This is a genomic window from Flavonifractor sp. An100, from assembly GCF_002161175.1.
Lineage (GTDB): Bacteria > Bacillota > Clostridia > Oscillospirales > Oscillospiraceae > Lawsonibacter.
Genome location: NZ_NFMA01000021.1, coordinates 1 through 26,471, shown reverse-complemented (window position 1 = coordinate 26,471; position 26,471 = coordinate 1). Strand labels below are relative to the sequence as shown.

General features: G+C 48.8%; 29 protein-coding genes and 3 pseudogenes. 7 read left to right on the top strand and 25 right to left on the bottom strand.

Features of this window, described 5'->3' with window-relative positions:
• Positions 1-145: 145 nt before the first annotated feature.
• From B5E43_RS11325 to B5E43_RS15540, 7 genes and pseudogenes are all read right to left on the bottom strand, one after another.
• A complete protein-coding gene (locus B5E43_RS11325) occupies positions 146-1,654 on the bottom strand; it encodes a recombinase family protein (protein WP_021419833.1) in 1,509 nt (502 codons plus the stop codon).
• An 89-nt stretch (positions 1,655-1,743) separates the two neighbouring features.
• Positions 1,744-1,920: a hypothetical protein gene (locus tag B5E43_RS15255; protein WP_164475092.1), complete on the bottom strand. Its 177-nt coding sequence runs from the start codon at positions 1,918-1,920 to the stop codon at positions 1,744-1,746.
• 127 nt (positions 1,921-2,047) lie between these two features.
• Positions 2,048-2,251 (bottom strand): hypothetical protein, encoded by a 204-nt coding sequence (locus B5E43_RS11320; protein WP_242964812.1) that lies wholly within the window; start codon positions 2,249-2,251, stop codon positions 2,048-2,050.
• Positions 2,252-2,760: 509 nt separating this feature from the next.
• A complete protein-coding gene (locus tag B5E43_RS11315; protein WP_087396779.1) occupies positions 2,761-3,183 on the bottom strand; it encodes a sigma factor-like helix-turn-helix DNA-binding protein in 423 nt (140 codons plus the stop codon).
• A gap of 502 nt (positions 3,184-3,685) precedes the next feature.
• Positions 3,686-4,324 carry a DNA alkylation repair protein gene (locus tag B5E43_RS11310; RefSeq protein ID WP_087396837.1) on the bottom strand — a complete coding sequence of 213 codons (639 nt, stop codon included), beginning with the start codon at positions 4,322-4,324 and terminating at the stop codon, positions 3,686-3,688.
• Between the two features lie 77 nt (positions 4,325-4,401).
• Positions 4,402-5,184, bottom strand: a complete 783-nt coding sequence (locus B5E43_RS11305) for an RNA polymerase sigma factor (RefSeq protein WP_275533008.1) — start codon at positions 5,182-5,184, stop codon at positions 4,402-4,404.
• Positions 5,185-5,187: 3 nt separating this feature from the next.
• Positions 5,188-5,349: pseudogene (locus B5E43_RS15540) on the bottom strand (helix-turn-helix domain-containing protein); the annotation flags it as partial.
• 151 nt (positions 5,350-5,500) lie between these two features.
• Here B5E43_RS15540 and B5E43_RS11300 point away from each other — a divergent pair.
• Positions 5,501-5,860 (top strand): helix-turn-helix transcriptional regulator, encoded by a 360-nt coding sequence (locus tag B5E43_RS11300; RefSeq protein WP_087396775.1) that lies wholly within the window; start codon positions 5,501-5,503, stop codon positions 5,858-5,860.
• A 174-nt stretch (positions 5,861-6,034) separates the two neighbouring features.
• On the opposite strand, the gene B5E43_RS11295 is transcribed toward B5E43_RS11300, so the two are convergent.
• Positions 6,035-7,450 carry a relaxase/mobilization nuclease domain-containing protein gene (locus tag B5E43_RS11295; protein ID WP_087396773.1) on the bottom strand — a complete coding sequence of 472 codons (1,416 nt, stop codon included), beginning with the start codon at positions 7,448-7,450 and terminating at the stop codon, positions 6,035-6,037.
• Positions 7,451-7,615: 165 nt separating this feature from the next.
• Between B5E43_RS11295 and B5E43_RS11290 the strand changes: the two genes are divergently transcribed.
• Genes B5E43_RS11290 through B5E43_RS11280 form a run of 3 tightly spaced genes read left to right on the top strand, consistent with a single transcriptional unit; the run spans position 7,616 to position 10,063 of the window.
• Positions 7,616-8,155 (top strand): ATP-binding protein, encoded by a 540-nt coding sequence (locus tag B5E43_RS11290; protein WP_087396771.1) that lies wholly within the window; start codon positions 7,616-7,618, stop codon positions 8,153-8,155.
• Positions 8,152-9,672, top strand: coding sequence for a hypothetical protein (locus B5E43_RS15350; RefSeq protein ID WP_206406991.1), 1,521 nt, complete (start codon positions 8,152-8,154; stop codon positions 9,670-9,672). The genes B5E43_RS11290 and B5E43_RS15350 overlap by 4 nt, the downstream gene beginning before the upstream one ends.
• A gap of 13 nt (positions 9,673-9,685) precedes the next feature.
• On the top strand, positions 9,686-10,063 hold the full coding sequence (locus tag B5E43_RS11280) for an ASCH domain-containing protein (protein ID WP_087396769.1): 378 nt from the start codon (positions 9,686-9,688) through the stop codon (positions 10,061-10,063).
• A gap of 58 nt (positions 10,064-10,121) precedes the next feature.
• Here the strand turns inward: B5E43_RS11280 and B5E43_RS11275 are convergent, their stop codons facing one another.
• Positions 10,122-10,412: a CD1845 family protein gene (locus B5E43_RS11275; RefSeq protein ID WP_087396767.1), complete on the bottom strand. Its 291-nt coding sequence runs from the start codon at positions 10,410-10,412 to the stop codon at positions 10,122-10,124.
• A 175-nt stretch (positions 10,413-10,587) separates the two neighbouring features.
• Here B5E43_RS11275 and B5E43_RS11270 point away from each other — a divergent pair, with 175 nt between their 5' ends.
• Positions 10,588-12,195 carry an SIR2 family protein gene (locus tag B5E43_RS11270; RefSeq protein ID WP_087396765.1) on the top strand — a complete coding sequence of 536 codons (1,608 nt, stop codon included), beginning with the start codon at positions 10,588-10,590 and terminating at the stop codon, positions 12,193-12,195.
• A gap of 112 nt (positions 12,196-12,307) precedes the next feature.
• On the opposite strand, the gene mobQ is transcribed toward B5E43_RS11270, so the two are convergent.
• The 15 genes and pseudogenes from mobQ to B5E43_RS11205 form a co-directional block, all read right to left on the bottom strand.
• Positions 12,308-13,807 carry a MobQ family relaxase gene (gene mobQ, locus B5E43_RS11265; protein WP_242964815.1) on the bottom strand — a complete coding sequence of 500 codons (1,500 nt, stop codon included), beginning with the start codon at positions 13,805-13,807 and terminating at the stop codon, positions 12,308-12,310.
• A 250-nt stretch (positions 13,808-14,057) separates the two neighbouring features.
• Positions 14,058-14,354, bottom strand: a complete 297-nt coding sequence (locus tag B5E43_RS11260) for a DUF3847 domain-containing protein (RefSeq protein ID WP_016147288.1) — start codon at positions 14,352-14,354, stop codon at positions 14,058-14,060.
• A 131-nt stretch (positions 14,355-14,485) separates the two neighbouring features.
• The gene (locus B5E43_RS11255; protein ID WP_002584969.1) at positions 14,486-15,319 is read right to left on the bottom strand and encodes a methyltransferase domain-containing protein; all 834 of its coding nucleotides are present in this window, start codon (positions 15,317-15,319) and stop codon (positions 14,486-14,488) included.
• Between the two features lie 185 nt (positions 15,320-15,504).
• The gene (locus tag B5E43_RS11250; RefSeq protein WP_005930687.1) at positions 15,505-15,801 is read right to left on the bottom strand and encodes a hypothetical protein; all 297 of its coding nucleotides are present in this window, start codon (positions 15,799-15,801) and stop codon (positions 15,505-15,507) included.
• Positions 15,802-15,935: 134 nt separating this feature from the next.
• Positions 15,936-16,115 carry a transposon-encoded TnpW family protein gene (locus B5E43_RS11245; RefSeq protein ID WP_005930684.1) on the bottom strand — a complete coding sequence of 60 codons (180 nt, stop codon included), beginning with the start codon at positions 16,113-16,115 and terminating at the stop codon, positions 15,936-15,938.
• 78 nt (positions 16,116-16,193) lie between these two features.
• Positions 16,194-18,068, bottom strand: a complete 1,875-nt coding sequence (locus tag B5E43_RS11240) for a recombinase family protein (protein ID WP_005930681.1) — start codon at positions 18,066-18,068, stop codon at positions 16,194-16,196.
• Between the two features lie 23 nt (positions 18,069-18,091).
• The gene (locus B5E43_RS11235; RefSeq protein ID WP_087396763.1) at positions 18,092-18,397 is read right to left on the bottom strand and encodes a conjugal transfer protein TraG; all 306 of its coding nucleotides are present in this window, start codon (positions 18,395-18,397) and stop codon (positions 18,092-18,094) included.
• A complete protein-coding gene (locus B5E43_RS11230; protein ID WP_021419861.1) occupies positions 18,394-18,864 on the bottom strand; it encodes a PcfB family protein in 471 nt (156 codons plus the stop codon). Before B5E43_RS11230 ends, B5E43_RS11235 begins: the two co-directional genes overlap by 4 nt.
• 91 nt (positions 18,865-18,955) lie before the next feature.
• Complete coding sequence (locus B5E43_RS11225) at positions 18,956-19,993, bottom strand: hypothetical protein (protein ID WP_242964811.1); 1,038 nt, start codon at positions 19,991-19,993, stop codon at positions 18,956-18,958.
• 26 nt (positions 19,994-20,019) lie between these two features.
• Positions 20,020-20,733 (bottom strand): antirestriction protein ArdA, encoded by a 714-nt coding sequence (locus B5E43_RS11220; protein WP_087396761.1) that lies wholly within the window; start codon positions 20,731-20,733, stop codon positions 20,020-20,022.
• Between the two features lie 4 nt (positions 20,734-20,737).
• Entirely contained in the window at positions 20,738-20,929 is a 192-nt protein-coding gene (locus B5E43_RS15720) for a hypothetical protein (protein WP_333490978.1), read from the bottom strand.
• 65 nt (positions 20,930-20,994) lie between these two features.
• Positions 20,995-21,507, bottom strand: a complete 513-nt coding sequence (locus B5E43_RS15715) for a hypothetical protein (RefSeq protein WP_343214310.1) — start codon at positions 21,505-21,507, stop codon at positions 20,995-20,997.
• Positions 21,458-21,823 (bottom strand): annotated as a pseudogene (locus B5E43_RS15710) (DNA cytosine methyltransferase); the annotation flags it as partial. The pseudogene B5E43_RS15710 and the gene B5E43_RS15715, both read right to left, overlap by 50 nt.
• A complete protein-coding gene (locus B5E43_RS11210; RefSeq protein WP_036744842.1) occupies positions 21,810-22,166 on the bottom strand; it encodes a hypothetical protein in 357 nt (118 codons plus the stop codon). The pseudogene B5E43_RS15710 and the gene B5E43_RS11210, both read right to left, overlap by 14 nt.
• A gap of 307 nt (positions 22,167-22,473) precedes the next feature.
• Positions 22,474-23,853 (bottom strand): ParB/RepB/Spo0J family partition protein, encoded by a 1,380-nt coding sequence (locus B5E43_RS11205; protein ID WP_087396757.1) that lies wholly within the window; start codon positions 23,851-23,853, stop codon positions 22,474-22,476.
• Positions 23,854-23,962: 109 nt separating this feature from the next.
• On the opposite strand from B5E43_RS11205, the gene B5E43_RS14930 reads away from it, so the two are divergent.
• Positions 23,963-24,331, top strand: coding sequence for a DUF5655 domain-containing protein (locus B5E43_RS14930; RefSeq protein WP_158099040.1), 369 nt, complete (start codon positions 23,963-23,965; stop codon positions 24,329-24,331).
• Between the two features lie 514 nt (positions 24,332-24,845).
• Here B5E43_RS14930 and B5E43_RS11200 read toward each other — a convergent pair.
• A complete protein-coding gene (locus tag B5E43_RS11200; RefSeq protein ID WP_087396754.1) occupies positions 24,846-25,742 on the bottom strand; it encodes an HAD-IC family P-type ATPase in 897 nt (298 codons plus the stop codon).
• A 177-nt stretch (positions 25,743-25,919) separates the two neighbouring features.
• Here B5E43_RS11200 and B5E43_RS11195 point away from each other — a divergent pair.
• A pseudogene (locus tag B5E43_RS11195) lies at positions 25,920-26,471 on the top strand (IS21 family transposase); the annotation flags it as partial.

Below are 26,471 nucleotides of genomic sequence, written 5' to 3'. Positions count from 1 at the left end.
AACACAGGATGTATTCATGTTTTTTGACAAGCAGCCTGCTGCTTTTCCTATATACGAAGCCTTTAGATAAAAATTATTGGAATCATCGGTGTACAAGGGGTACAAACGAGATAAAATAGAAATGAGGGGCGATAGAGCGGAAATGTCAGATTTTCCACTCTATCTGAACACGGTCGCTGGTGGCCTTGATTGTAGAAATCAAGCCATCGGCGGCTTTTCTTTTGTCGTCAAAATCTATGCTCTCCCAGTTGTCGAGATAATAGGACAGCTTCTTTATCTGCTGGGGCGATATGGTTTCGACGCTCAAATCGGCTATTGCTTTTGAAATGGTCTGACGGCGGGTGTCCAGTTCTTCGATTTTCTTGTTGGCGTAGGCAAGCAAGGTCGCATTGGCTCCGGTCAGCGTGTCCAGCAGCTTTTCAATTTCTGCCTCCACCTGCGCCAGCTCTACTTGATAGGCTGTCAGCTTCGGATTGACCTTTTCCTCTTGGCCGTGGAGTATCTGAAAATCTTTGAACTTCTCCTGCATGGCTGAAAAAATGAATTGTTCAAATTCTTCTTTGCGGATTTTCCCGCAGCCCGGACAACCTTTGTTTTCCGTCCGTTTGGTGCAGCGGAAATAACCTGTGCTGTTTGGTACATGGGTGGCTTTCAGCGCATACCCACAATGCCCGCATTTGATTTTTCCGGCCAGCCAAGTGTTTTTCGGTTTCCGTCCCTGTTGGAAGGTGGTATTTGCCATGAGCTTTTTCCGGCATTTCAGCCATGTGTCAGAGGGGATCAATGCTTCATGGGGAGCGATAACAAGTATCTGGTCTTTTAGGCACCTGTCCTTGTCCTCCTTCACATCCCGCCCCTGATAGAGATAGCAGCCGTTTGTTCCGGCAAAATCGGAAGCGTCATTGACAATCGCCGCGCCCTGGCTCTTGAAAAACTCATACAGTTCCAAGTCGGCCTGTGCGTAAACAGGGTTCCGTAAAAGCTGGGAAAGGAAACTCCGAACCATTGACTTTTCGTAAATCTTGATACCCTGTTCCTCAAAGTAGCGGGTAATGTCTCCGAAAGAGGTTTCCGGCTCGGCGTACATCTCAAACATCAGCCGTACATGGTCGGCGGCTACGGGGTCGGCAACCATCTTTTTTGTACGGATACCCTCTACCACGGTGGGCTCCAACTGATAGCCGTATGGAGCCTGCCCGCTCATGTGAAAGCCTTTCAAGCAACGGGAATAGTAGGCGTCCGTGACGCGCTTCTGGATTGTCTCACGTTCAAGCTGGGCGAATACAATGCAGATATTCAGCATGGCTCGTCCCATCGGGGTCGAGGTATCAAACTTTTCCGTAGATGATACAAACTCTACATCGTACTCTTGAAACAGCTCCATCATATTTGCAAAGTCCAGAATAGAGCGGCTTATCCGGTCCAGCTTGTACACGATGACCCGCCGAACCTTTCCCTTGCGGATCTCGCCCAGCAGCTTTTGAAACTCCGGTCTGTCGGTATTCTTGCCGGAATAGCCTTTGTCCTTAAATACCCGGCAGCTCCCACCTTTCAATTCGTACTTGCAGAAGTCAATCTGACTTTCAATGCTGATACTGTCCTTGCGGTCTACTGACTGTCTTGCATAAATGCAATCTTCTCTGATAAATTCCATATTGGGCTCCTTTCCCTGTTGGAATGGAGCTACCAACCTTACAGCTATATTATACTATCAGCAGCCCCGGACAACAATGTTGCGAATGGTTAGTGAAATCTGTCCCCGTACTTACTGAACACATCGTAAAGACGGCGTTCAATTTCTTTTTTGCGCTGTTCCTTCTCCTTCGGGGAAAGTACCGGCGTGAGGCTTTCCAGCATAATGATTTTCCCTTGAAAGGGTACAGATTTTGTTTCTCGTTGATATGTGACGGCCTGTGTCATTGGAAACCTCCTTTTCAGAATGGGTGTACTTGCCAGCGTTTCCCTCTTGTCCTGTGGGGAAATGTCAAAAGACGGCACCCGCAGGTGCAGCCCTTTGAGCTTTCTCCACTTCGGGCCGATGTGGCCGTCAGTACGGACTGGAGTAGAACTTCTGTTTGGCGTCCTCCACACTGTTGAGATCAAAGACTTCATAAAGCTGTCCCACAACACGACGAATATCCTTCTTTGAAAAGCCGCAGTCCTCCATTGCCATGATGACATAGCCGCGGCAGGCGTCATTACTCCATTCATCCGGCTCAAAACCGGGAAACATCCCAAACGCATTTTCCATAAGAAACTCCTTTGAGAAAAAGATGGGGAGCCCCGCCGGATTGGTTGGCCTATCATCAGACAGCATTGCCGGAGGGCTCCCCACAGGTTTTTACTACATTACAGGCACATCGGACGGGCATAGGCTTTCTGCCCCATAGTATTTCAACTCTCCCCATTCTGATGGCAAGGCGTTCTCATTGCCTGCGACGGCTCACGGCTTGCAAGGCCGCTTCAACGCTCGGACTGTGACTAAACGCAAGTATCCGGGTTATGTACCTGTTCCGGTGGAACCAGCCTTGCCCCACCTATGGCATGAGCCTGATCGCTCGCCCTGTTTTATAGAGATTGTATTCTCCAAAAGCAGAGGTCATGGCGGGCCTGTCACACAGCGCATTTCCCTTCGTATCCGGGTGCCTTTTTATTCAATTTTCGATTTGCATGAGGGCTTGTCCGAACCTCGGGCCACCTTGACCCGAAGTGTTTTGCCTCTCATAAGCCATTTCATTTTTTGGCCTAAATCGGTACACATCACAGAGATTTTTTCAAAATTTTTTCCAAGTGCCGCAGCCCGCGCTCGATTGCCACACGGACTACTTTCTCATTGACCCCTTCTGCCCGGGCAATATCCTGTTTCGTCATGCCAAGAATGAAGTGGGCGTAAATTCGTTTTGCCTGTTTGTCCGGCAGGCTGGCAATAGCAGCGTGAAGCTCCTGCATGGTAACTTTCCGCTCGTACAGCTCGTGGGGCGAAAGCGCGACAAAGACAGCCTCATGCTCCAGCCCATCGTCTCGATCAAGGGAATAGTAGGCTTTATGGCGGTATGTACGCAGCCGGTAAGCAGCCTCCTTGCGGTCAAATTCTTTGAACATTTCAGCAACCTCGTCCGATACTTCCATGAAGCAATCCGATGTATAAAACGGGTAATAGTCCCGCAGATTGATAATAGCCATATTGACCTCCGTTTCGGTTGGTGGTTGACGAGTGACCGAAACGAAGGTGGCGGGGAGCGGCACCGGGGAATGACTTCGGGCCAACATGGCCCGAAGCTACCCCATAAGAACGCAAAAGCGCCCGGGCGGCACAAGGCCACTCGGACGCATGAAATAATAAATTCATTTAAGTACTGCCAAATTGCACATCCACCGCCAGACTGATCCTGTTCGGGGGATGAGCTTTTTTTGACAGGTTAGGGGGATGGAAAAGGAAAAAGGACACGGCGATACCTCCCGGACACCGCCGTATCCTTAAAAAAGGGCGACTTTAACACACCCCCCGCAATCTCATTTTTTGAAAAGAAAACGGCGGCTTGAAATTTGTTATTTCAAAACCGCCGCAAGGCTACTGTATTTTGTTTAGGCGCGTGATAAGCCAGCCGCCGAAACAACGGTTTTTTTATTATCCCGTTGGGCAGTTGTACTCTATATGTTTGGCTTAGCACTATTGCCGTTGCGATTATCTATCAATACCTTTTTCTGCTATGTATCTATACGCTAACTTATAAACTTGTGCCACTTTTTTGTCCGAAATATCCCAGGTAGATACTTCTTCTTTTATAAGGGTAGGAAATTTCTTGCTTATATCTCTTAGTGCGTTCCCTGCTGATTTTCGGACATATTCGCTGTTATCTGCTTTCAAATTGGATAGGAGGGAAATTGCAATTTCAGGATTTTCTCTAAAATAATCGCGGTTTGTCCATATACGAAGTCCCTCCGAAACAGCTCGGCGAACATTAGGGCGACTATCTTGCAACCATTCTTCAATAGTTGGCAAAGAGTTTTTATATCCGTTTGTAGAACAATATATATCAAAAGCCATAGCTAAAACTTCTTGGACTTTCCAACTCGGATGCGTACTTACGGTTTCGCGTAAAAACTCTAATGCAGTTGGGCTCATTGAGCTTGCATAACCATATAGGAGCACACCGATTTCTTGAATTTGAAAATATTCTGAGCAATACAATTCCGAAGCTATTTGGATATATTCTTCGGGTGAATAGGAGCTACTTAATTTAAGAGCTTCTTCCTTAACCTTTTTTAAATTGTCCTTGTCAGTGATTGTGTCAACTAAGTATTGTAAGTATTCCTTATCCATAAAAAAGCCTTTCTGCAATCTTGAATTTTTAGTTTCATAATAATAGATGCTCAAACAAAGGCAAAGACTCGGCCTCATCAACAATTTCCATAAAAATTTTTAACAAGCAATATAATCTCATCAAACCACTTTTGACTTGGCCGTTGATCAGGAATGTTATGATAATAATGCAATATCATTTGCGTAGTCTTTGTATTTTGAACATAACCATTTTGCTTGTAGTTTAACACAGTGAGGGATTGCCTCATTTTTTTCTGAATTGAATTTCTTGTATTCATAAATTCAATCCATTCCTTGCAGGTGCATGGGTTATTTATATCTAAAAAACTACAATGCCCTTGAAAAAACGACTCCAAATTTAACCTTGCGCGATATAATAATCCCTTGACAGCTTTAGGAGTAATATCTAATATTTCGCTTACTTCTTTTATTGATAAGCCAAACATATCAACTAAGGAAAAAGCTATTCTTTGATTGAGCGATAACTTTCTTGTCATGGCTAAAAAGCACCCATCGCGCAGCTTTATGACTTCCTCATTTGCTTCTACTTCATCCAACTGAATAGGTGGAGGAGTAACTAAGAGTTTACCATCCCGCTCTAATTCTTCGATATTTTCAAAGTATTCAACATTGTTTTCCCGTTGTTGTTTCCGTAATGACATACGAAACTCGTTGATACAAATTATGCGAAGCCACTTCTTGATTGCTTCTTTACTTCTAAGCTCTTTTATGTGGAGCCATGCTTTAATAAAAGTTTCTTGTGTTAGGTCGTCTGCATATTCAGGGTTAGCCGATAGTTTTAACGCCAAATTGTAAACATATTGCCCATAACTTTCGATGATATTTTCAATTTTAGGCAATTCTTTTCGACGGCGATCAAAGGGCTTTTGAGCATTTCGAGGTATCAGCCACAACCTACTAAACTTTATGGCACCCTCTATACGATTTTCTTCGCATAATTTCTGTATGCGGCGTTCTGAAATCCCCCAGTTTTTTGCAGCTTCTTGTACCGAAATAAAATCCATATCCTACCTCCACAAATAAATCACAAATAATTATATACGGTCAAACGAATAATTTCAATGATGTATATGTGAAAGTAAATAGTCGGAATCATGAAATACATACTCGTTCAAATAATAACACCTGAAACGTAAAATTACATTAGGTGATATTATGAAGATTGAAAGAGATGAACGACGATTTGATTTTCACGATATAGGGCTCGCCATCAAGCGGGCGCGGGAGGCCAGCGGGATGACGCAGGAGCAACTGGCTTATATTGTTGACCGGGCTCCGCGTACCATCATGTATAACGAAAATGACGGCCAGCACCCCAGCCTCAACACCTTTTATCAGATGGTGACAATGTTCGATATATCGGTAGATCAATATTTCTATCCGTCTAAGAACAAAGGGAGCGAGTGCAGAAAACGGATTGACGCCATGCTCAACGCCCTGGACGAAAAAGAATTGAAAATCGTGGAGGCCACTATTCAAGCCATGAAGCAGGCCAAAGAAACGGAGGATGTGTAAAAGAACGCATACCTCCGTTTTTTGCGCTATTTTCGGGGTGTCGCTAAATGGCAAGCAATGCCTCCGTGGCCACAAAGGCCCGGACGCCGCTTGTTGGGGCTCGCCCCAAACCCGTATCTTCGGGCCATGTTGGCCCGAAGTATTTGCGTCGCTTTGCTCCTTGTTTGCATAACCTCAACGCTCCTTTTCCTGCTTTCTGCCCGGCTCGGTGTAGCCCAGCAGAGTATCAATATTTGCCTTGATGGTGACGATCTCCTGCATATCCCGGCGCGCTTTCTGATACTCTCCATAAAGACGCTTTTTCTTTGCCGTGAGCTTACGGCCTTCCTCCTTCAGCACATCCATTTTCGGGAGTTTCGCCCCGCCCAGCAGACGGCGCATTTCCGCCTGTGCCGCCCGGTACAGTTCAATATCGGCCTCATGCTCCGCAAGGAATTTCCGGTTGTACTTCGCAGCCTTGTACTGCTCAAAGACCGGGCGTGTTTTGGCATACTGAACCGTTGCGGCCTTTAGTCCGGCATTGGTTTTCATGGCCTGCTCCGTCTGCTTGATCTGCTCGGAAAGCGCGTGAAAATGGTCGGTTGCCTCGGTGGCTTTCTGCGCCAACTGCTCATAATCAGTCAGGCCATTGTCCTGTATATAGGCGAGGGCGGCGGCCATCTGCTTGATGTTGAACACCTTCGCCCACCGCTCATAGCCCGGCCCCTTACCGGCAGCCAGCTTTGCTTGAATATCCACCGCCAGACTGATTTTTCGCTCCGGGCGTCCGGGGCGTTTTTCTTTGCCCTCAATGGCGGCCAGTATATCTTTCAGATCGTAGCCGTCTCCCAGCGTAGAGGCCCGCAGACGGGTAAAGCGTTCCTGCCCCTGCCCGGTCAGCCGGAAGCTGATACTACCGCCCCGCACCTTCTTGACTTCATATCCAGCCCGCTTCATCAGGCCGAGAAATTCGTCCAGACCGGCGGGGCGTTCCGCCAGTGCGGTATCAATGGCAAGGCGCAGCCGGTCCTGATACGAAAGCGGGCCTTTCCGTTCTTTCTGCCACTCCCCATAGTTCCGATACTTGCCCTTGCTCCGTGGCTTCGGGTTCTCCACGATGGACAGCCCGTTTTCAAGGCACAGCCTGTCGGAGAGCCGACGGAGAGCGAAGCTGGAGCCCCAAAAATTTCGGAATTTCCGGGTACAGTCAAGGGTGGTGGAGTTGTAATAGATGTGACAATGGATGTGATGGCGGTCTGTATGCGTGGTAACGATAAAAGCGTGCCGCCCCTTTGTCCATCGCATAGCCAGCTCATAGCCGATACGGTTCGCCTCCTTCGGGGTGATCTCTCCCGGATAGAAGGATTGTCGTATCTGATAGCACAACACATCATTGGCCTTGTTCTGTTCCCGGCCTGTCATGGCGGCATAGCTGGCTTTCGCCAAAAGAAACTCGTCCGCCACGGTGGCAGGGGCGCACTCATAAGCGGAGATATACTTTCCGCTTTCTGTTTTTTCCGGGTTTTTGCCATAGTCCAGACAATCCCGGATGGCCTCGGCAATCGTTTCGCCTTCGCCCGCATGGCGCTGCAACAAAGTTGTGGTAGCCAGAAATCATCCCTCCCTTCTATGAAAAAAGGGCGGCCCGTCCAGACCGCCCCGACTTCGGGCCATTATGACCCGAACACAAGATATTTGCCAAAAACACGATAGACTCTAACTTAATTTTGATGTAAAATATATACAATAAAGGGTCGTTAAACGGGGGTTATACATATGGGGACGATATTTGTTGCCGGGACTTACGGTGTAGGGAAAAGCACATTATGTAATAAATTGTCAACTGCATTAAAAATTCCTGATTTTTCTGCCGGTGATCTCATTAGTGCGGTCAACGGTGAAACTTATGGAGCAAATAAAGCCGTTAGAGACAAAGATGCTAATCAGAATATTTTGGCCTCACAAGTCAAGCAACTTCTGAGATCGACCCCTAGTATTATTCTTGCCGGACATTTTTGCATATTTGACATAAATGGTAATGTTGATACTTTGCCGAGTAGTGTGTTCTATGATCTGGAAATAGAAACCATACTTTTGCTGGAAGCCTCGTCCTCACAAATTATAAAGAATTTATCGGTGCGAGATAAAAAAGAGTATTCTGAAAGTCAAATTTTACTTTTACAAAAAGCAGAACATGAAAAAGCACATGAGATTGCTACAAGCATAAATTGTAATCTGTATGTTCATCATATGCTTTTTGATGAAACTGATATTATGAGTTGCTTATCTTATATAGAAAGGGGCCCAAAATTATGAGAGCTTTGCTTGACACAAATATAATCATCCATAGAGAAAACAAGCGTGTTTCCAATTATAGTATTGGCCACCTTTTTCGATGGTTGGATAAGTTAAAATATGATAAAGTAATCCATCCATACTCTATATCCGAAATAAAAAAATATCGAGATCCAGAAACGCAAGAGGCCATTTCGGTAAAGCTGGAATCATATGAGGTAATCAAAACTATTAAGGAACCAGACGATTCTTTTTTAGAATTGATCGGAATTCCGGAAAAATCGCAAAATGACATGATTGATGATTGCCTATTGTTTGAAGTATATTCAAACAGAGTTGACATACTAATCACGGAGGATCGGAGACTAAGAAATAAAGCTATAAAGCTAGGTTTGAGTGACAGAGTTTTTTCAATAAATGCATTCATCAGTGCAGCGACGGCTGAAAACCCAAGTCTCATTGAATATAAAATGCTTGCCGTTGAAAAAACCTATTTCGGAAATGTTGATTTAACCGATTCTTTTTTTGACAGTTTCCGTATCGCTTATCCAGGATTTGATAAGTGGTTTGCTCGCAAGTGCGATGAAGAAGCTTACATATGTAATACGGATGCTGGAAAAGTACTGGGATTCCTCTACTTAAAAACAGAAGGTGTCGATGAGAATTACTCAGATATTGTTCCGCCCTTTAAACCGATGCGCAGATTAAAAGTAGGAACATTTAAAGTTGAATCTACCGGATTTAGGTTGGGTGAGCGTTTTGTTAAAATTATTTTTGACAATGCCTTACAACGCAATGTTGACGAAATTTATGTAACACTCTATACAGATAGAGAAGAACTGTCCGCTTTGGCTGCATTACTGAAAAGGTGGGGCTTCACTGAATATGGAGTAAAAATTGGAAACGGGAAAGAAGAACAAGTTTTAGTAAAAAAGATGAAAGATTTTGATCATAATATTTCTTTTCGCAAAAACTTTCCCAACATTCAGTATGATTGCAATAAGTATATTTTGCCGATTTTCCCACAATATCACACCACACTACTCCCGGATTCCAAACTGAACAACGAGAATAAAATTGATTTTCTCGGAAGAGAACCTCATAGGTATGCATTACAAAAGGTCTATATCTCGTGGGCTCCCGGAAATGGTGTAAAGCCCGGTGATCTAATTCTGTTTTATCGAACAGGCCCCGAAGGTTCAAATAAAAAATATACTTCGGTTGTTACAACAGTCGCTATGGTGGATGAAATTATTAGCAATATTCATTCTCAGGAGGAACTGCTTAGTATCTGTCAGAATCGAAGTGTCTTTTCTACCGAAGAATTGAAAGGCTTTTGGCGTGATCATAGGCGTAATTTAAAAGTTTTAAAATTTATATTTGTCAAAAGCCTGAGCAAAAGATTAACATTGGGCTACCTTTGGGACCATGACATTGTGTGTGCTCCAAGGGGGCCTAGATCGTTTATGAAATTGAGTGATGAACAATATAATCAGATTATGCACGATTCTGAGACGGAAATTAAGTATGTAGAATGATGAGGATTTAATTTTGAAGGCGATTCTATTATCAATAAAACCAGAATATGTTGATAGGATATTGGCTGGTACAAAAAAATATGAATATCGTAAACGGCTAGCACGAAGTGACAGTTCTGTTCTACTTGTATATAGCACATCTCCAGTAATGAAAGTGGTGGCAAAAGTTGAAATACTGGGGACTATTTGTGCAGCTCCCTCCACCTTATGGGAACAGACTAAAAGTAACGCGGGCATTAGCAGAAAAAAATATCGGGAATATTTTCATGGGTGCAAAACAGCATACGCCTATGAATTAGGAAAAGTGGAAATATTTGATCCTCCACGAGATTTATTAGATTACAATATCACACTTGCCCCGCAATCTTTTTCGTATGTAGATATAGAATAAAGCAGGAAAGGGTGGCCTCAAGCCACCCTTTCCTGCTTCGGGCCATGCTGACCCGAAGTTAACTTGCCAGAAACCGATACAGAGCGGATTTTCCTCCGTCCAGTGCCCAAAGCAGAGAGCACGCCGCCGCTTGCAGCCCATACGGCGAAAGGAGGAAGGCGAGGAACAGAAATACAATCCCGCCGATGGGTGTCGGCGTGAAAAAGAGGGCGATACCCAGCACCGCCAGAATCACGGAGGCAATCGTCAACAGGAAGGCACAAATATCAAACAGAAACACCACCAGAACCGCCAGAAGGGACAGCGCCAGAACGAAGGGCGCAACCAATATTTTCAGCAGTATCTTCATCATCAAAACCTCCTTTATTCTTTCTATCTCTATTTTACCATGCCTGCCTGGGGACATAAATGTCGCAAAAGATTAGTGAATCCTGTCCCCAGTGTATTACTACACCCAGTCTTTGGTTGACGAACAGGCACGCAAGAGATAGAATTATTAAAAAGCGGGCAACGGAGGAATACCAATGAGCGGAAAATATTTGAAATACATTCCTAAGACATTACAAGAAGATTTTATTGATAATAGAGTTATTCCGTTTGTTGGGGCAGGCTTTTCAAAAAATGCTATTGCCCCAGAGGGTGCGAGCATTTTAGATTGGGAAGGGCTCGGGAAAAAAGTGGCAACATACATTCCCAATTACACTTATACGAATGCCATTGACGCATTATCGTTGTTTGAAAGTGAGTTTTCAAGGACTAAGCTCATTGAACTTTTGGCAAGAGAACTCTATGTTAATGATCTAAAGCCGGGAAAAACACATCGGACATTTTGCGATCTTTATTTTGATACTATTTGCACGACAAATTTTGATTTCCTCATTGAACAAACATTAAATGAGAAACACATTCCTTTTTCGATGGTAGTTTCAGAGGAGCGACTTCCAATAAGCACACATGAAAGAACTAAACTTATTAAACTGCATGGAGATTTTAATCATCCTGAAAGAATGGTAATAACCGAATACGATTATGATATATATGTTGATAAAAACAAAATTTTATCAACATACATATCCAACCTATTTATTACTAAAACGCTATTACTTATAGGATATAGTTTTGACGACAGCGATATTAGAACACTGTGGCAAATTATTGGTTCCCGCCTCGGGAAACTAAGCACTCCTGCTTATGTAGTTTTAGTAGATGCCAGCCCCATAGAAATAGCACGTTTTGAGAGAAGAAATATTAAAGTTATAAATCTTCCGGGTGACAAAGCCGACTATCCTGATATTTTGGATGAGTTTTTTTCTGAGATTAAGCAAGTTATTGATGAAAAGCTCCCCGAACAAATGGTGTTCACAAACGAGAAGGCTTCCGAAGAATTAAAAATGCCGGAGACGGATAATAGACTTTGTTATATTTCAGCACCATATCAAAGATTATCCTTTCTTAAAGATTTGCTATATCCTGTATTATACAATAACGGTATTTCTCCCATATCATTAGACGAAACTATAATGCCAGGCGAAATTATAACACGAAAGACTGACGCTCTGATTTCAAAAGCTTCAATGACCATTGTTGATCTCTCTGGTAACAACGCAAATATTATGTGGGAATTAGGAAACATAATGAGCAAGAACAAGCTATCTATATTGATTGTAGATGAAGATCAATCGGATAGTTTGCCATTTGATTTACAAAGTCTACATCTTTTCAAATATAATTTATATGGTGATAACAAGCATTTTGTGGACACATTAAATGATTTTTTACAAGCGCACAATAACGGCAAGAAAAACGAACCGGAAGCCGAAAAGGATTATTTGAGGCTGTTTGACAAGGGTGAATACAATGCTGCCGTTATTGCGGCATTTAGGTTTTTAGAAATAACTTTATCCAGAAAGTACGACTTTGTAAGGACCTCTCTGATGGAATCCCTAAATTTGTTAAACACGAATAATGCTGAAGATGAAGAAGCTCTTTACAAAGTAAAGAAGTATAGAAAAATACGCAATAACATCGTACACAATAATGTTAATGTAGGAAAAAGAGAAGCCAAAGATATTATTTCCTGCATTGAAAAACTCTGTGCATCCATAAATAGCGGAAATATAATCATATTATGATGTTTCTCATTAGGCCGTCATTCTATTGCTTGGAAATAAAACGATAATGAACTCCCTATTTGTCAGGCGGTACATAGGACGGACAAGCCGGATAGCTTGCCCGTCCTTCTCTTTATCGCTCTTGTTCGTGCCGCTTGGTGCGGGTCCGCGTCTGTTCCGGCTGGTCGGCGCGGAGCGCAATATCCACGCACCTGCGGATATTTTGAAGCTCGGAAAGGTCGCTGCGGGTGCCTTTCAGCTTGGCGTATTCCGTTTCCCTCTGTGCTTTAAGGGCAGCATATTCTTTCTCCCATGCGGAGATCGGCAGGGTTTTCACGCCCTCCGGCAAATGGGCATGGAGATAGCGGTTTGCCGCGTTCCAAAGGGTAAGCTCGGCGCGGCGGGCTTCCGCAAACTTCTCCTGTTTTCCTTTCCAGCGGATTTGCCGGTACTCGTCCTGTACGGGCTTGTAGGTCTGATAATTCCTGCCGTACTCAATGAGCTTTTGCAGCTCTTTCATGCGTTGCTCGGCGGTTTTCATTCCCGCCCGGATAGCGTCGGCCTGTTCGCTGACAGAGGAAAGGGCTGCGTCCAGCTCGTCAAGGGTAGAGATACCATGCTCGGAAAGATAGTTGACCGCCGCCGCTACGGTTTTCAGTTCGTCGGCTGCGTGCTGCTGTTGCCAACTCTGCGAATACTTCCGGCTCTTTTCTCTCTGAACGCTCAAATACTTCATCAGCAGATTTGCAAGGCCGGGGGATTGTGGCGGCTGTTCCGGGGTGGTTTCCCGCGCTTTGAACAGGTCGGCAATCCATTCTTTGAGCTTTCCAACCTGCGCCCGGATTTCCCGGATAAGGCGGTTTGCCTTTTGGATATTTCGGTTTAGTTCGCCTTTCTCGGTGGCGATACCTTTCTTCTCCATCTGGCAAGCCGCCACGCCCATGTGGACGGTGGGTATCTCCTCAATGCCGCGCTCGGCGTTGCTGCGGTGGTCGATACGCTGCGGGCTTCCGTTCCTCTCCAAAAAGTCGTTGGTAAGGTCAGCCCATGCCTTTCGCCACAAGAGGGCGTTGCCCTTGTCGTTCCAGCCGGTCAGGTCAACTTTGTGGGTCTTGTATCTGCCACTTGGCAAACGAATACGCTCGCCGTTTTCGTCAAGGTCATATTCCTTTTTGGACTTCGCCGCCCATGCGCCGCGCTCGTCAAGGGGGCGCATGGTAAGCATGATGTGACAATGGGGGTTGCCGCTGTCGGTGTCATGGATAGCAAAGTCAACGCACATTCCTCTGGAAACAAATTGAGAGGAACAGTATTCCCGGACAAGCCGTATCTGTTCCTCTCGTGATAATTCTATGGGGAGTGCCGCGTCAATCTCCCTTGCAAGCTGGGCGTTCCCGGCTTTCTCGTAAAGCTCCACGCTGTTCCACAAGGTTGAACGGTCAGAGAAAGAGGGCGGGGCATTGGGCGGCAGTAGGATTTCCGTATGGACAACACCGCCTTTGCGGGTGTAGTCGTGGGTCATTCCGTCCCACTCATTTGTCAACTTTTCGCCGCTTCGGTAGGCGGCTGCGGCAACGGCTGATTTGCCCTTGCCCCGGCTGACAATGCTGATATTACAATGGTAGATGGCTATGGGTATCACCTCCCGGATAGGATAATAAAACCCGCAAAAATGGTACAGACGCCAACGGCGGGTGTACTGTTTTTGTGGGTGTGCAGGGATAGCCGCGTAAGCGGCGCAAGGGGTGCAGCCCCTTGTTGCGGCAAAGCCGCCAATGTCGGTCAGAGAGGGAAGCAAGCGGCTTTCTCTCTGTGCCGACAAGCCCTCGGCAGAGCGCACGCACCCGTAAGGGTGTATAAGTGCGCCCTTTGTGCCAAAGGGATTATTCGCTTTTCCCGCCCTTGGTGCGTTTTTTCAGATAAGCCCGCGCTTCCTCGCTCGTCAAGGCAAGCCGGAGAAAGGCGGCGGCTTCCTCGTCGGTCATGGTCTTGGCTTCCGGCACAATGCTCTCAAAGACCGCACCCCGGACGATAAGGCGGTGGCTGCGTGTCCGGCGTTCTTCTTGGGATAACTTTTGCCGCAACACCTTTTCCCGGTTTTCAAGCTGCCGGATTTTCTTCTTCCCGTCCTCAATCTCGGCTTGCAATTCCTCGCGGTTTTTTTCTCTCGGTTTCGTCATGGGTGGTCACTCCTTTCTACCTGTCGGCATAGAAAAAGGACAGTCGATTTCCTCGGCTGTCCTTTTGATTAGGGTGTTTGGTTTACTCCGTTCTGCTCAATAAATGGGAATATTAAATATCAATACGCCCTTTAATACATTCCTATTAAAACATCAGCTTCGATTGTCAAATGTGTGAGAGTACGCCAATCAACGCAATCTTTTTCAACGCAAAAGAGAAGCGGCGTCATTTCAATAAACGACATTCTTTGTTCTGATGACAACTGTACGGTGGCTGAAACCGTTTCTCTTGAAATGGTTTTAAGATATTTCTCAAAATATTCAACGACAGACTCATTTGAATAATCTGGATTTTTCAAGTGTGCTTGCACTTTAGTCCTGATTTCCCTCAAATGATTTTTCGTAGGAATTACTTTCACAACATATCCGTTAGGAGATAGCAATCGCTGAAATTCTTTGTAGTGTGCAGGCGAAAATATGTCTAAAATACAATCCATACTTCCGTCTTTCAAAGGGATTTTTGATAAGTCAGTAACAAACCACTTCACTGCTTTGCGCTTGTCTTTTTTTGATGCAATCTGTATTGCCTCCCTTGACAAGTCAAAGGCAAAGATGTTTCGTTCTGTTCTTTGCTGTATCTGCCTTGCATAGAAACCCTCGCCGCAACCAACATCTAAAATGTTTCTTATAGATGGCGTATCAGAAATAAACTGTATGATTTTCTCCAACACAACATCATACATGCCATACTCCAAAATTTGGTGCCGGTTGTCAAAAGACCGCTTGCTGTAGTTGGTTTTGGGCGATGATTTTAACAACAAATTTACATACCCATATCTTGAAATATCAAAGCAATGTCCATGTCTACAAATTAGGCTATTGCCTTGTATATCCATTGATTTTGTGCAAATTGGGCATTGAAAATAAACCTTGCTGTCTGCAAAGCGTGATAAATTATTATTCATTTGTTTTTCCTCCGTAATTACATCTCTGCTTCAATAAGCGAGTTATGCAATACGGATAACCGCAACATAACTCGCGGTTTTATCTTAATCTCATAAATGTAACCATTGTGTTGTCCTCCAATCAATTCCGCAGTATTACTCTGCTTTTAGAAAAAGTATAGCACAAAACTATGAACATTTCCACTCTATTTCAGCCTGTCGGCGGCGTTGCTCTCTCTGGCGTACCGCCGCGCCGCTTCCCGCCGTTCCTCGCTGTATGGGGCGGTCAGACGGAAAGAGAAGCGGCCTTTCTCAATGTCAAACTCCATGCAGCCCGTTTCCGGGTCTGCGTCGGTCTGGCGGCACACATCGGGGTGCTGCTCGGCATAGGCGGCAAGCCGCTTCTTCAAGTCGGTATTGTGGGTACGGATATGGATCAACGGGTCTTTCTCATCAAACCAGATGTCTGTGGTCTTTTTTTGCTTGGGAAGCCCTGTTCGCATAAACTCTCCTTTCTGCGCCCCTGTTACGCAATAGGGGCATTTTTCGGGTGTTTTCTCCGGCTCTTGACTTGGAGAAAACGGCGTTTTTGACGATAAAAACCGCCCGGACGGGGAATGTATCGTCGGGGCGGCTGTTATCGCAAAATTTCCGATTTTTCCGGCTCTTGACCGTCCTGCAAGCTGTCGGCAAGTATCACTTTGAGCAGCTTGTCGCGGAATGTTTCTGTGCCGCTGTGATTGAAAAACAATTCCGCAACGATGGTCTGTCCGTTCTTCTGTGTCGTGATGATACTGTCGGGGGTCTGTTCTGCCATAGGCGGCTCCTTTCTCCGGGCGCGAAAAAGGGATTTCCCGTAGCCCGGAAAATCCCTCTTAGTTGTCGGTATTCTGTTTTACTGTGCGGGTGCTGCGGCGGCGGCCTGCGCCTTTCTCCTTGCCCGGTATTCCCGCGCTTTCATGCGGTCATATTCCCGTTGCTTTTCAAGGTTTCGCGCCCGGTACTCCCTTGAATACTGCCGGTGGTAGGCGCGGCTCTTTTCCTTTTGGGCTTCTTCGATTTCCTCCCGCATTTGCCGGACTTCCTGCTCCGTAGGCTCTGCAAGCTGCGTCACTTCGTTCTCAAATCTGCCGATATAGTTAAAATATATCCCGATGTGCTGAACAGCCTGTTTTGCCCTTTTCTTGTCGCGCTCATGCACTTCAATCCGGCTGATAAACTCGTTGAGAATGGCGGGGGTCAGGTCAGTAAAGGCGGCATAGCGTTCCGTCAGCTTCAAAAACTTCTGCGCCCGCCCTCCCGCGTTCTCATAAGCGGATAGCTGCTCTTGGAGTGTGGCAAGCTCCGTTTTCAGTGTGTAGTATTCTTCCGAATATTTTTGCGACATTTGCTCATAGCGGTCTTGCGGGATAGTGCCGAGGGCGTTGTCCTCATAGAGCTTATTCAGCACCTTGTCAATCTGTTCAAGGCGTGTCGTGATTTGCGGGATACGTTTCTGCTGCTTCTTGGTCTGGTCGGTCTGCTGCATGGCAAGGTTCTTTTTCACTAAGGCTTCAAACTCCGCCCGGTTGCTGATAGAGTAGTCCTCGATTTTCTTCAGCACTTCCGCGACGGTCTGCATGAGCAAGTCCGCGTCGATGATGTGTGGGGAATGGCACTTGGGGTTTTTGGCTTTCCCCTTGTGATACTCGCTGCAATAGGCAACATGCCGCTTGCCGCCGTTCCTGTAATCTATGCGGATGTGCATTTTTGCGCCGCAATCCTTACAGAAAAGCAAGCCCGACAAAGGGTGGATTTCCCCGTCCCCGTTGGGGCGTCTGACGGGCGCGTTTTCCAAAATCCGCTGTGCGGTTTCAAAGTCGGCGCGGTCAATAATCGGCTCATGCACATTTTCGGTTATCTGCCATTGGCTCCGGTCTACATAGTGGTTCCGCTTGTCCCGGAAATGCTTTGTAGTCTTGAAGTTGACTACATCGCCGCAATACTCCTGCCGCGTGAGGATATGGGTCAAGGTGACTTTGTTCCACTTGTAGCGGTTATCCTCATTGAGCGCCTTGTTTTTACACGTTCCCCGTCCCCGGTCTTTCATGTAGAAAGTAGGGGTAGGGATTTGCTCCTGCGTCAGATATACGGCGATTTGGTTGCGGTTCTTCCCGCCGATAAACAGACGGAAAATAAGGCGCACAACCTCGGCGGCTTCCTCGTCGATTATCCAAAAATCCTTGTTGTCCGGGTCTTTCATATAGCCGTAGGGGGCTTCGGTGGCAATCGGCTTTCCGCTCATGCCCTTCGTTTTAATGCCGGTCTTTACTTTCTTGCTGATGTCCTTTGCGTACCACTCCGACATGATGTTGATAAAGGGCGCAAACTCCAATGTGTCGGGCTTCTCGCTGTCTATCCCGTTGTTGACCGCGATAAAGCGCACATTGTTCCGTCTGAATATCTCCATAGCGTTGCCAACTTGGAGATAGTCGCGCCCCCAGCGCGTCAGGTCTTTCATAATGCAGACACCGATTTTTCCGTTTTCTACATCGTCCATCATGCGGGAATAGGCAGAACGGTCAAAAAATCTGCCGCTTTCGTCATCGTCAATGTAGTGCCGGATATTGGTTAAGTGCTGTCCTCTGGCATAGTTCTCCAAAAAGATTTTTTGGTTCTGTATGCTGTTGCTCTCACCGCCGTCCCTGTCCTCGTCGCCCACGGAAAGGCGGGAGTAAAGGGCGGTAATTTTGCTATAATCAGTCATGTGCATAACCTCCTGTGCGTCCATGTAGGTGTCCTTTACACTTAAAATTATGCACTCCAGCGGGCGGTGCCGTACTCCGCATCCCGCCGGAATTTCTTTGCCTGCTTGATTTTGGACTGTATCAGCAGATACACCCCAGCCGCACCGGCGAGGCCCACCAGCAGGTCAATGCCGCCAAGCCCCGGCCAGTAAGTTTCAAATGCTTTGGGGAAGGTGTCGAGCATCCCCATGAGCTTTGTCCCGAAGTCTGCGCCGGGGGCGATACGGTAGGCCGTCCCGATTTTGGAGAAAAACCAGAACACAAAGAAGTACGGCAGGTTGGGGAGCACATATTTTCTGATCTTGTCACTCAACGTCCGTCCTTCACCGCCTCTCTGGTCCGCTGCTTCTCCTTCGGCTTCGTCCTGATCTGCTCCGTGAGCTTGCGGAGCTGGCCGAGGATAGAAGTCTTGTCCTGGTCTTTGTTCAGCACCTTTGTACTGTATTTCTGGAAGGCCGCCGTGATGGCGTCCGCCTGATTGGCTTTGAAGAACAGCAGGTAATGGCCGGGGCTCACTTTATGGAAAGCGTAGTCCACATGGAACTCCTTCGCTATCCGGTCAAAATCCTTCGGCGCACCCACATACTGCATGGCGTTTTTGCCGCCGTAGTGGTTCATCAGCTTCTTCACGCTCTGGCGGCCCTGCGGGGTCAGCGCCTTTCGGTGGTGCTTTTGCAGCGCCCGAACCACCTTGCCAAGAGCGGCGGCCAGCACTTTTCCCGTCAGCTTTGCCGTCTTGATTGAAAGGGCAACTGTTTTTTGGTTTACTTCTTCCTGCATAAAACCTCCTTTCCGTCAGGGCTCCCGGTAGACGGGAGGCCCCCGCACATTCCGGGGCGACAGAAAACCTCGGGCCAATGTGGCCCGAGGCTTACCGCTCGGCATCCCTGCCGGACGGAGCTTTCTTTTCCGGCTCCGGCTGGACTTTTTCGCCCTGTTCCCGCATGGTCTGCAAGATAGAGGGCTTCTTTTGAAGCTGGGAGGGCTTTTCGCCGGACAGCGGCTTGATACATTCCAGACGGTCAGCCGCCCGGATGGCGTTGTCCGTGAGCTGCCGCTGCCATGCGCCCACGCTGGGAGCCCAGCGAAAGCCGTTGCTTTTCAGCTCGGCCCGGGTGTCCGCGTCAGGCTTTCCGTCAAAGAACACCTGCAAGCGGTTGTCCTCCCGGTTCATTTCCACACGGCCCCCGTCAAACTCCCAGCCGGAAAACTCCCGCTGCGCCTGTTTGGAAAGCTGTTCGATACGGGCCTTTACCCGGCGGATCTCCGCGTTGTTGTTGGTAAGCTGGTAGCTTTCAAAGGGCCTCGGGTCGCTCCGCCAGCTTGACGCCATGCTGGCTTTCAGCTTTTCGATCTGGTCAGGCGACAGCAGCGCACAGCCGTCCAGCTTGCCATGCTTGCGGTAATAAGCGTTGACCTCCTTCATAATGAGCTGGGAGCGTTCCAGTCCGTCCAGCTTTTTCTGGAGCTTTTCAATGGCCGCCGGGTCATCGGCGCTGATACCGCCTATGCCGGTGCTGCGTATCTTATCCAGCAGCCCTTGAATATGCCGCCATTCCTCCATGTTGCTGTCCCGCGCCCGGTTCTGTTTTTCCTTCTTTCCCACCGGGAAATTGGAAGGCCCCGCGATTAGCACAGAGGGAACTCTTGTGTCAATGGCAAAGCCCTGGTTCATGTTTTCGGCCAGCTTGCGGGCGTAGGTGTCTAACAGATGGTCGATCTTCTCATGGTACATGGGGTCTACCCGGGATTTTTGCTGTTCGGCTATGGCTGCGGCCTTGTCCACCATTGCCCGGAATTCCGCCGTTGCGCTCCCTTCCTTATAGTCGGAAAAGCTGTTCATTTCCTTCGCCCGGCGGGCGGCCCCTTCATTGATGGGGTAATAGTTGATGGTATGCACCTCCTTCATGCTTCGGGCCAACATGGCCCGAAGTCTTACCGTTCCTCATGGGAAGGCCCCGCCTTGTCCTTTTGCGGAGCGGGCGGGGCCTCTTGAAACCGTTTGAGCGCGCCGAGAATGGAATGGACAGGCTCGGCCTTTTCGGGATAGGCAAATACCCGGTGTTCCGGCGGTATGTCCTGCGTCCCGTGGTAATGCTCCTTGAAGCCAACCGGGTCCGCCGCCACATATCCGCCGGGAGCGAATACGCCGCCCTCGTTGATACGCATATCCCGCCCGTATGCCTCATAATCGAAGTAGCCTTGAATGTGCTCCGGTATGTCGATGGTCCCCAGCTCGTCGGCGTACAGATGGCCCAGCCCTTCATCATCGGAAATATCCGGGTAAAAGCGGTAGAGGTCAAGGTTCTGCGTCAGGTTGATTAGGTCCTTCGCGCTGCCCGTGTGTTTTCCCAAGACAAGAGCGGCCTCAAAGGTTTCCAATTCGCCCTTGTCCCGTACTTCCAGCAGGGCATGGCCCAGCTCGTTCAGCTCGTCGATGTTCTCGTACTCGTCCAGATAGTCATACAGCCCCAGCACATCGCTATCAAAGCTGGTAATAAACACTTCGCTGTACCGCTTTCCGTCTATCCCGATTTTGGCAAGGGCGGCCTGTACCTCCTGTGTGGTCGTGGGAAAATGCACCGTCGTTCCCACTTCAATCCCCATCATGGGGTACAGGGCCGTGTTGGTTATATAGGCTTCAAACATGGGTTCAATCCTCCTTTCCGGCCCTGTCTGCCAGCACTTCATAAATCCCGGCCATGATGTAATCGGCGCAAGGGAGGGCAATCGCATTTCCCAGCGCCTTGTAGCGTTGCAGGGGCCGGATTTCCTCGCCGTCCGCCCCGTACTTTGTCCAGCCCTCCGGCAGCCCCATCAGCCGCTCGCTTTCCGTTTCCGTCAAGAAGCGGATACAGCCGCCGTCCGGGTCGCCCTCATACCAAAAGGCGAAGGGCGTCACGTCGCTGGCTAAAAGAGTGGGAAAAGGGTCAGTTGGTAATCCGAAGCTGTTTCGGAAGGCGGTTTCTTCCTGCCTTTTTGCCGCTCCCCGCATACGGAAGCACTGAAAGGGGTGGATGACTGGTATTTGCCGCCCTGTTTCAAAAGAAGATGTTCGATCTCCTTCGGCGGCGGTCCGCCCGCCCTCTCGGCAAGGCGGAGGAAGTGGGAGCATTGGACGGGGCTTAAATAGTATGTCGGCGGCACGTCTGCCTCTAAAATCCGCCACGATGAAAATTCGCTGCCTTCGTGCCAGCCTTCGGGAGCCTGCCCAATACTGGGCGTCCATGAGCCGCCAGCACACATCAGGCGTTCCCCCTCGCACCATTCCGGCGTTTCCCCATCTTCCAGAAGGAGGCATTGGAACTTCGGTGTCCGAGAAGGCGGATAGGACGGCTCTAAAATCCATCCGGTCATTTGTAGAAAACGCTCCCATGACGTTTTCCCAAACAGCGATAGCTGGATATAGGTTATCAGTGGCATCCCTCATTTCCTGTATGATACGAAACGCCTGATAAAACAGGCTGGATTTTGCCCCGGCAAGGCCGGAGCGGTTGCCGATCAGAGAAAGGTTCTGACAGGGAGAGCCAAGGGTTATCACATGGACAGGCGGGATTTTCCCGCCGTCCACCTTCGTAATGTCCCCCAAGTGCGCCATATCGGGAAAGTGCCTTTTGGTTATGGAGATCGGTGCTTTTTCAATCTCGCTGGCCCACACCGGACGGATACCGCAGCGGGAGGCCGCCAGAGGGAAAACGCCTATCCCGTCAAAAAGGCTCCCCAGCTTAATGTCCGGCATGGCCCGGGCCGCCGTGTCCCTTCACGGCAAGAACCCCGTCCAGCGTAGTAGCCGCGATACCCAGCCGCCCGGCAACCGCAATATCGTTTTTCACATCCTCGTCCACAGCACCGCCGCAGACGATCAGGGTATGGGAGCGCCGCAGCATATCCCGGCGCATATCAATCCCGGCCTTATGTTCCTCGGGAACGCTGTCATTCAAGAACAGCGGAAGATACAAAAGCGGGCAGATGGGGGAAAAGCCCGCCTCATAGGCAAGGCGGCAGTAGTGGGCCGCCAGCTCCATATCAATATCCGGCTCACCGCTCCATGCGGCGGTCAGATAGGCCAAAGGTCGTTTCATTGGTTCAACCTCCATTTCTTTCTGATTTGCGGAAAGCAAGGTTTCGCCCAACCCCTCCGCCCCTTCCCCCGGGAAGGGGGACGGCTCTGGAGAATTTATATCCCCGTCGCTTGTCCGGGAAAAAGCATAACCGGGAGAAATCCGTCAAGGGTGCCTCTGGCACCGCCTGCGGCGGCGTTGCCCTTGACTGATTTTCCCGGCTATGCTACGGAATAACTGGCGACGGGGAATAATTTATATCTCCAGAGCTTCGGGGCGCGGGGCAGCGCCCCGCAATCCTCGGGCCATCTTGACCCGAAGTTTCGGCTTACTTTTCCGGCTCGGTTTTCTTCTCCGGCTTTTCGTGTTCCTTCTGCTGGCCCTTCCAGTCGTCCAGCAGCTTGATGATCTGGTCCTTCATTTCCCTCGGCGTGGTTTCCTTGCCGAAGTATTTGCTCAGTTCCGCACCCGTCAGAATCACTTTGTCTACCTCCTTTTTGTCCTCCATCATAATGCCGTCGATCACATCCCCGTTGAGCAGCTTCTTTTCGTCCAGCTCCCGCATACGCTTTGCCTGCGCCTGCGAAGGCGAGGACTGCTGGCTGTCGATGGCGACGGCGATATAGTTCTGGTTCTTCTTGCCGATGTAGGAAAGCTCCACCGCCGTAGTGAAGCCCAGCTTTTTCTCGTCCATCAGCTTCATCAGGTCGGGGACCAGCTCATTCAGCCGGATATACCGCTGCACCTGCTTGACGGCCATCTTGTTCCGCTCGGCCACGATCTCGTTGGAGCGTTTGCCTGCGTCCTTCGGGTCAATCTGGCCCGAAGTTCGGGAGCCCTGGTGCTTGATGGCCTCAAGCTGCATTTTCAGAGCTTTGGCCCGCTCGCTGGGGAGGATTTCTTCACGCTGGTTCAGATTGTCCTCCACCATCTGCGTGATGGCTTCATCGTCCGTCAGGTTGCGGACGATACAGGGCATATCCGCATATCCGGCAAGCTCGCTGGCCTTCTGGCGGCGGTGGCCGGACACGATTTCATAGCCGCCATCCTCACGGGGACGGACGATAGCAGGCTGGGTAACGCCCTTGTCCTTGACGCTGGACACCATAGCCCGCATTTCTTCATCGTCCCGGACCTCAAAGGGATGGTTCTTAAAGGCGTGGAGCTCGTTCAGCTTGATATATACGATCTGTTCCTCGCCACGGCGGGGAGCCTCCTTCGGCCCCTCGGGTTCCTTCGGAGCGGGAGCGGCCTGCACCGTGGGAGCCGCTTTTTTCTCCGGTTTCTCTTTGGGTGCCTTTTCCTGCTTTTTCTGTGCAGGGGCTTTGGGCTTCGGAGCGGTGGCCTTGTCCTTATCCTCTTTCGGAGGACGGCCCCGGCGCTTCGGCTGCTCGGGCTCTTTGGGCTTTTCCTGTTTTCCCTCGGCCTTTTTCGGAGCCTCCGGCTGCTTTTCCGGTTTCTCCGTTTTTGCCGGGGCAGGCTTTTCCCCGCCCGAAGCTGCCGCCCGTTCCTCGGCTTTCTTTCCTTTCATAATTTCAGCGAAGTCATAGACGGACACCTGCGTGCTCTTTGCCTGCTGTTCCGTCTTTTTTTCGGCCTCCGAGGGAGTAGGCGTTTTCTCCGGCTCGGGCGGAGTTTCCTTGCCCGGCCCGGTATCTGTTACCGGCTGCTCCGGCATTTTCGTGGTTTTATCATCTGCCATAAGCATTTACCTCCTGTTTTTGGGCGTAAAAAAAGGGGCTCAACTTTTCAGTCAAGCCCCGTGGGAAGTTCCTCCTTTCTCCGCCAAGATACAAAAATACCGCCCGTAGTCTCGTTTGGGCGGTACTTTGTGTAAGATTGGCAGTCCATTATTAAGTTTTTTATTATGTTCCCTTTGTACACCGTTGCAAAGATTCCCCAATACCACAACACGAGTGCAAAAGACACAGATTACCTTCTTTAACCGCCATGTGTATGCCTGTGTTTCTTTTCAGCGTGTTAGAAAAAAGGCTGACTTGCCTGACCCACTTATAGTTATTACGCTGGGGTTGTCGTATCCGTTGGAATCCAACAGTGTTGCGGTAAAAACGGAACCATATCCTGGCAGATGGACAACGCATATTGTTGCAGGAACTGTTGAAGAGATTGATGACGAATTATTTTCATGGGTACAGCAGGCTTATAGCTTTTCGGAAAGCAAATAAACTCAACCAAATTCAATTTGTACGCCTGCCACTATTGGAAAACGATCTCCCTCCGTCAATTTGACGAAGGGAGATTTTCTATGCTCAAAATCAGACAAAATGGTAATTGGGAGTAAATATTCCACTCTCAAAGAAAACGAAGTCATTTCCCAGAAAAGGTGAACAGGATAAGTGATCCCCAGTATTGGTATCATGGGAGAGATCGCAGACTTGAATGATTAAGCAAGAACGCCACGTCTGCATTCCGTTTTGGAACGACAGGCGTGGCGCTTGTTTTTCTGTGGTTCTGCCATTTACCCCGTTTATTAGAACCTATCTTCTGCAGATTCGTTAATCTCCCTTGTGTCTTTTCAACGCATAGCCTTGTAGGAGAAAGAGGCGGTTTCTAAACCTGTAAGAACTCAGTCAGCGGATGAACTTTTATTGATTACAGCTGCCCTAAATATAAATCTGTCCGTAAATAATAAAGAAAAGTTTTCCATTGCCGCAGCAATACAACAACGAGGATTTTAAGTCACTCGAATTTTCTGTCGTAGAGCAATGCCGCGATCATTACTACGAAGCAGGAGCCTGCGTTATGTACTAACGCACCAGTAGTTGGATTCAGAGCACCGGTGACGGACAGGATCACCGCGGCAAGGTTGATGCACATGGAAAGACTGATGCTGAACTTGATGGTATTGACCGTAGCGTTGGACAGCCGCTTCAGGTAAGGTAACTTGGAAATATCATCGCGCATCAAAACGATATCAGCTGCGTCCGCGGCGATATCACTGCCGAGGCCACCCATTGCAACACCCACATTTGCAGTCTTTAGTGCAGGCGCATCATTGACACCATCACCGATCATGCAGACGGCCTTTCCTTCGTTTTGGATGGCGATAATGTTGCTGACCTTCTCCTCCGGCAGGAGCTGTGCGCACACCCGCTTGATACCGACCTGATCGGCAAAGTAATCTGCCGTCCTTTTGTTGTCGCCTGTGAGCAGAACGATGTTGGTATTCATGCGGTGCAGACGCCCCACCATGTCTTTCGCTTCAGGACATAGCACATCAGACATGGCCAGAACACCGATGCACTTGCCACCTTCTGCAGCCAGGACGGAAGCCTTGCCCTGGGTGCGCAGCTTCTCAACGACCGTGCCGATCTCATCGGTCAGCACAACACCGTTTTCTGCCAAAAAGCTCTCGTTGCCGCACATCAGCTTTTTGCCGCTGATTTCAGCATAGATACCCTTTCCGGCAGTCATCTTAAAGGTGTCGGATTCCAGAACGGCCATATTGCGCTCCTTTGCGCGGGCCACGATAGCCTTATCAACGATTCCACGCTGTATGTCAATTATCCCATCAATACTCCGGCCAGCGGCGAGATCATGCGCAAGCGCCCGCTGTACCATAATCTCATGAAGCATAACGAATATTTCGCTCGGTGAATACGCCGCCTGAAACGGTGCCCTTAGACCGCACGAATGGTGCAGCCAGACCGCTGAAATGGTGCATGGTCACCGCAGACATGGTGCATTGACAGGATGGCCACTAAAATGGATTCAGCATCATCAGATGCAAATTCATTTTAGGGAGGCTTTACCATGGTCAATCACAAAGAGATCCTCCGGCTCAAAAGCCTGGGGCTTACCCACCGGGAAATTACGGATGCCACCAGCTGTGGTCGCAACACGGTCACCCGTACATTAGCCAGGGCTCGGGAACAGAAGCTTAGCTGGCAGCAAGCTCAGTCCATGTCGCAGCAGGAAGTTTCCAAGCGGCTATTTCCAACCGAGCAAAAGAACCCTGTCTACAAGATGCCGGACTATGAGTGGGTACACCAAGAGATGCAGAAGAACGGCGTTACCCTGAGCCTGCTGTGGGTAGAATACTGCGAGCAGTGCCGTCAGAACGGAGAGCTGCCCTACAAATCCACCCAATTCAACAAGTATTATGCGGACTATGTCCACAAAACGAAAGCCACCATGCACCTGGAGCACAAGCCCGGCGAGACCATGCAGGTGAACTGGGCGGGCCAGACGGCAGCTCTGGTGGACACAGACACCGGGGAGCGGCTGGACGCCTACCTGTTTGTAGCGGTGCTGCCATACAGCGGCTACGCCTACACAGAGGCCTTCCTGGACATGAAGCAGGAG

What these genes read in the sequence shown, in the direction of transcription:
- B5E43_RS15350 (WP_206406991.1), top strand. Translation starts at nt 8,152, where the DNA reads ATGAGAGCTTTGCTTGACACAAATATAATCATCCATAGAGAAAACAAG.
- B5E43_RS11220 (WP_087396761.1), bottom strand. Translation starts at nt 20,733, where the DNA reads ATGTTTGAAGCCTATATAACCAACACGGCCCTGTACCCCATGATGGGG.
- B5E43_RS11300 (WP_087396775.1), top strand. Translation starts at nt 5,501, where the DNA reads ATGAAGATTGAAAGAGATGAACGACGATTTGATTTTCACGATATAGGG.
- B5E43_RS11250 (WP_005930687.1), bottom strand. Translation starts at nt 15,801, where the DNA reads ATGCGAACAGGGCTTCCCAAGCAAAAAAAGACCACAGACATCTGGTTT.
- B5E43_RS11270 (WP_087396765.1), top strand. Translation starts at nt 10,588, where the DNA reads ATGAGCGGAAAATATTTGAAATACATTCCTAAGACATTACAAGAAGAT.
- B5E43_RS11245 (WP_005930684.1), bottom strand. Translation starts at nt 16,115, where the DNA reads ATGGCAGAACAGACCCCCGACAGTATCATCACGACACAGAAGAACGGA.
- B5E43_RS11320 (WP_242964812.1), bottom strand. Translation starts at nt 2,251, where the DNA reads ATGGAAAATGCGTTTGGGATGTTTCCCGGTTTTGAGCCGGATGAATGG.
- B5E43_RS11205 (WP_087396757.1), bottom strand. Translation starts at nt 23,853, where the DNA reads ATGCTTATGGCAGATGATAAAACCACGAAAATGCCGGAGCAGCCGGTA.
- B5E43_RS11210 (WP_036744842.1), bottom strand. Translation starts at nt 22,166, where the DNA reads ATGAAACGACCTTTGGCCTATCTGACCGCCGCATGGAGCGGTGAGCCG.
- B5E43_RS11310 (WP_087396837.1), bottom strand. Translation starts at nt 4,324, where the DNA reads ATGGATAAGGAATACTTACAATACTTAGTTGACACAATCACTGACAAG.
- B5E43_RS15255 (WP_164475092.1), bottom strand. Translation starts at nt 1,920, where the DNA reads ATGACACAGGCCGTCACATATCAACGAGAAACAAAATCTGTACCCTTT.
- B5E43_RS11275 (WP_087396767.1), bottom strand. Translation starts at nt 10,412, where the DNA reads ATGAAGATACTGCTGAAAATATTGGTTGCGCCCTTCGTTCTGGCGCTG.
- B5E43_RS15715 (WP_343214310.1), bottom strand. Translation starts at nt 21,507, where the DNA reads ATGCCACTGATAACCTATATCCAGCTATCGCTGTTTGGGAAAACGTCA.
- B5E43_RS11230 (WP_021419861.1), bottom strand. Translation starts at nt 18,864, where the DNA reads ATGCAGGAAGAAGTAAACCAAAAAACAGTTGCCCTTTCAATCAAGACG.
- B5E43_RS11325 (WP_021419833.1), bottom strand. Translation starts at nt 1,654, where the DNA reads ATGGAATTTATCAGAGAAGATTGCATTTATGCAAGACAGTCAGTAGAC.
- B5E43_RS11260 (WP_016147288.1), bottom strand. Translation starts at nt 14,354, where the DNA reads ATGACGAAACCGAGAGAAAAAAACCGCGAGGAATTGCAAGCCGAGATT.
- B5E43_RS11240 (WP_005930681.1), bottom strand. Translation starts at nt 18,068, where the DNA reads ATGGACGCACAGGAGGTTATGCACATGACTGATTATAGCAAAATTACC.
- B5E43_RS11315 (WP_087396779.1), bottom strand. Translation starts at nt 3,183, where the DNA reads ATGGCTATTATCAATCTGCGGGACTATTACCCGTTTTATACATCGGAT.
- B5E43_RS11200 (WP_087396754.1), bottom strand. Translation starts at nt 25,742, where the DNA reads ATGCTTCATGAGATTATGGTACAGCGGGCGCTTGCGCATGATCTCGCC.
- B5E43_RS11290 (WP_087396771.1), top strand. Translation starts at nt 7,616, where the DNA reads ATGGGGACGATATTTGTTGCCGGGACTTACGGTGTAGGGAAAAGCACA.
- B5E43_RS11225 (WP_242964811.1), bottom strand. Translation starts at nt 19,993, where the DNA reads ATGAAGGAGGTGCATACCATCAACTATTACCCCATCAATGAAGGGGCC.
- B5E43_RS11255 (WP_002584969.1), bottom strand. Translation starts at nt 15,319, where the DNA reads ATGAATAATAATTTATCACGCTTTGCAGACAGCAAGGTTTATTTTCAA.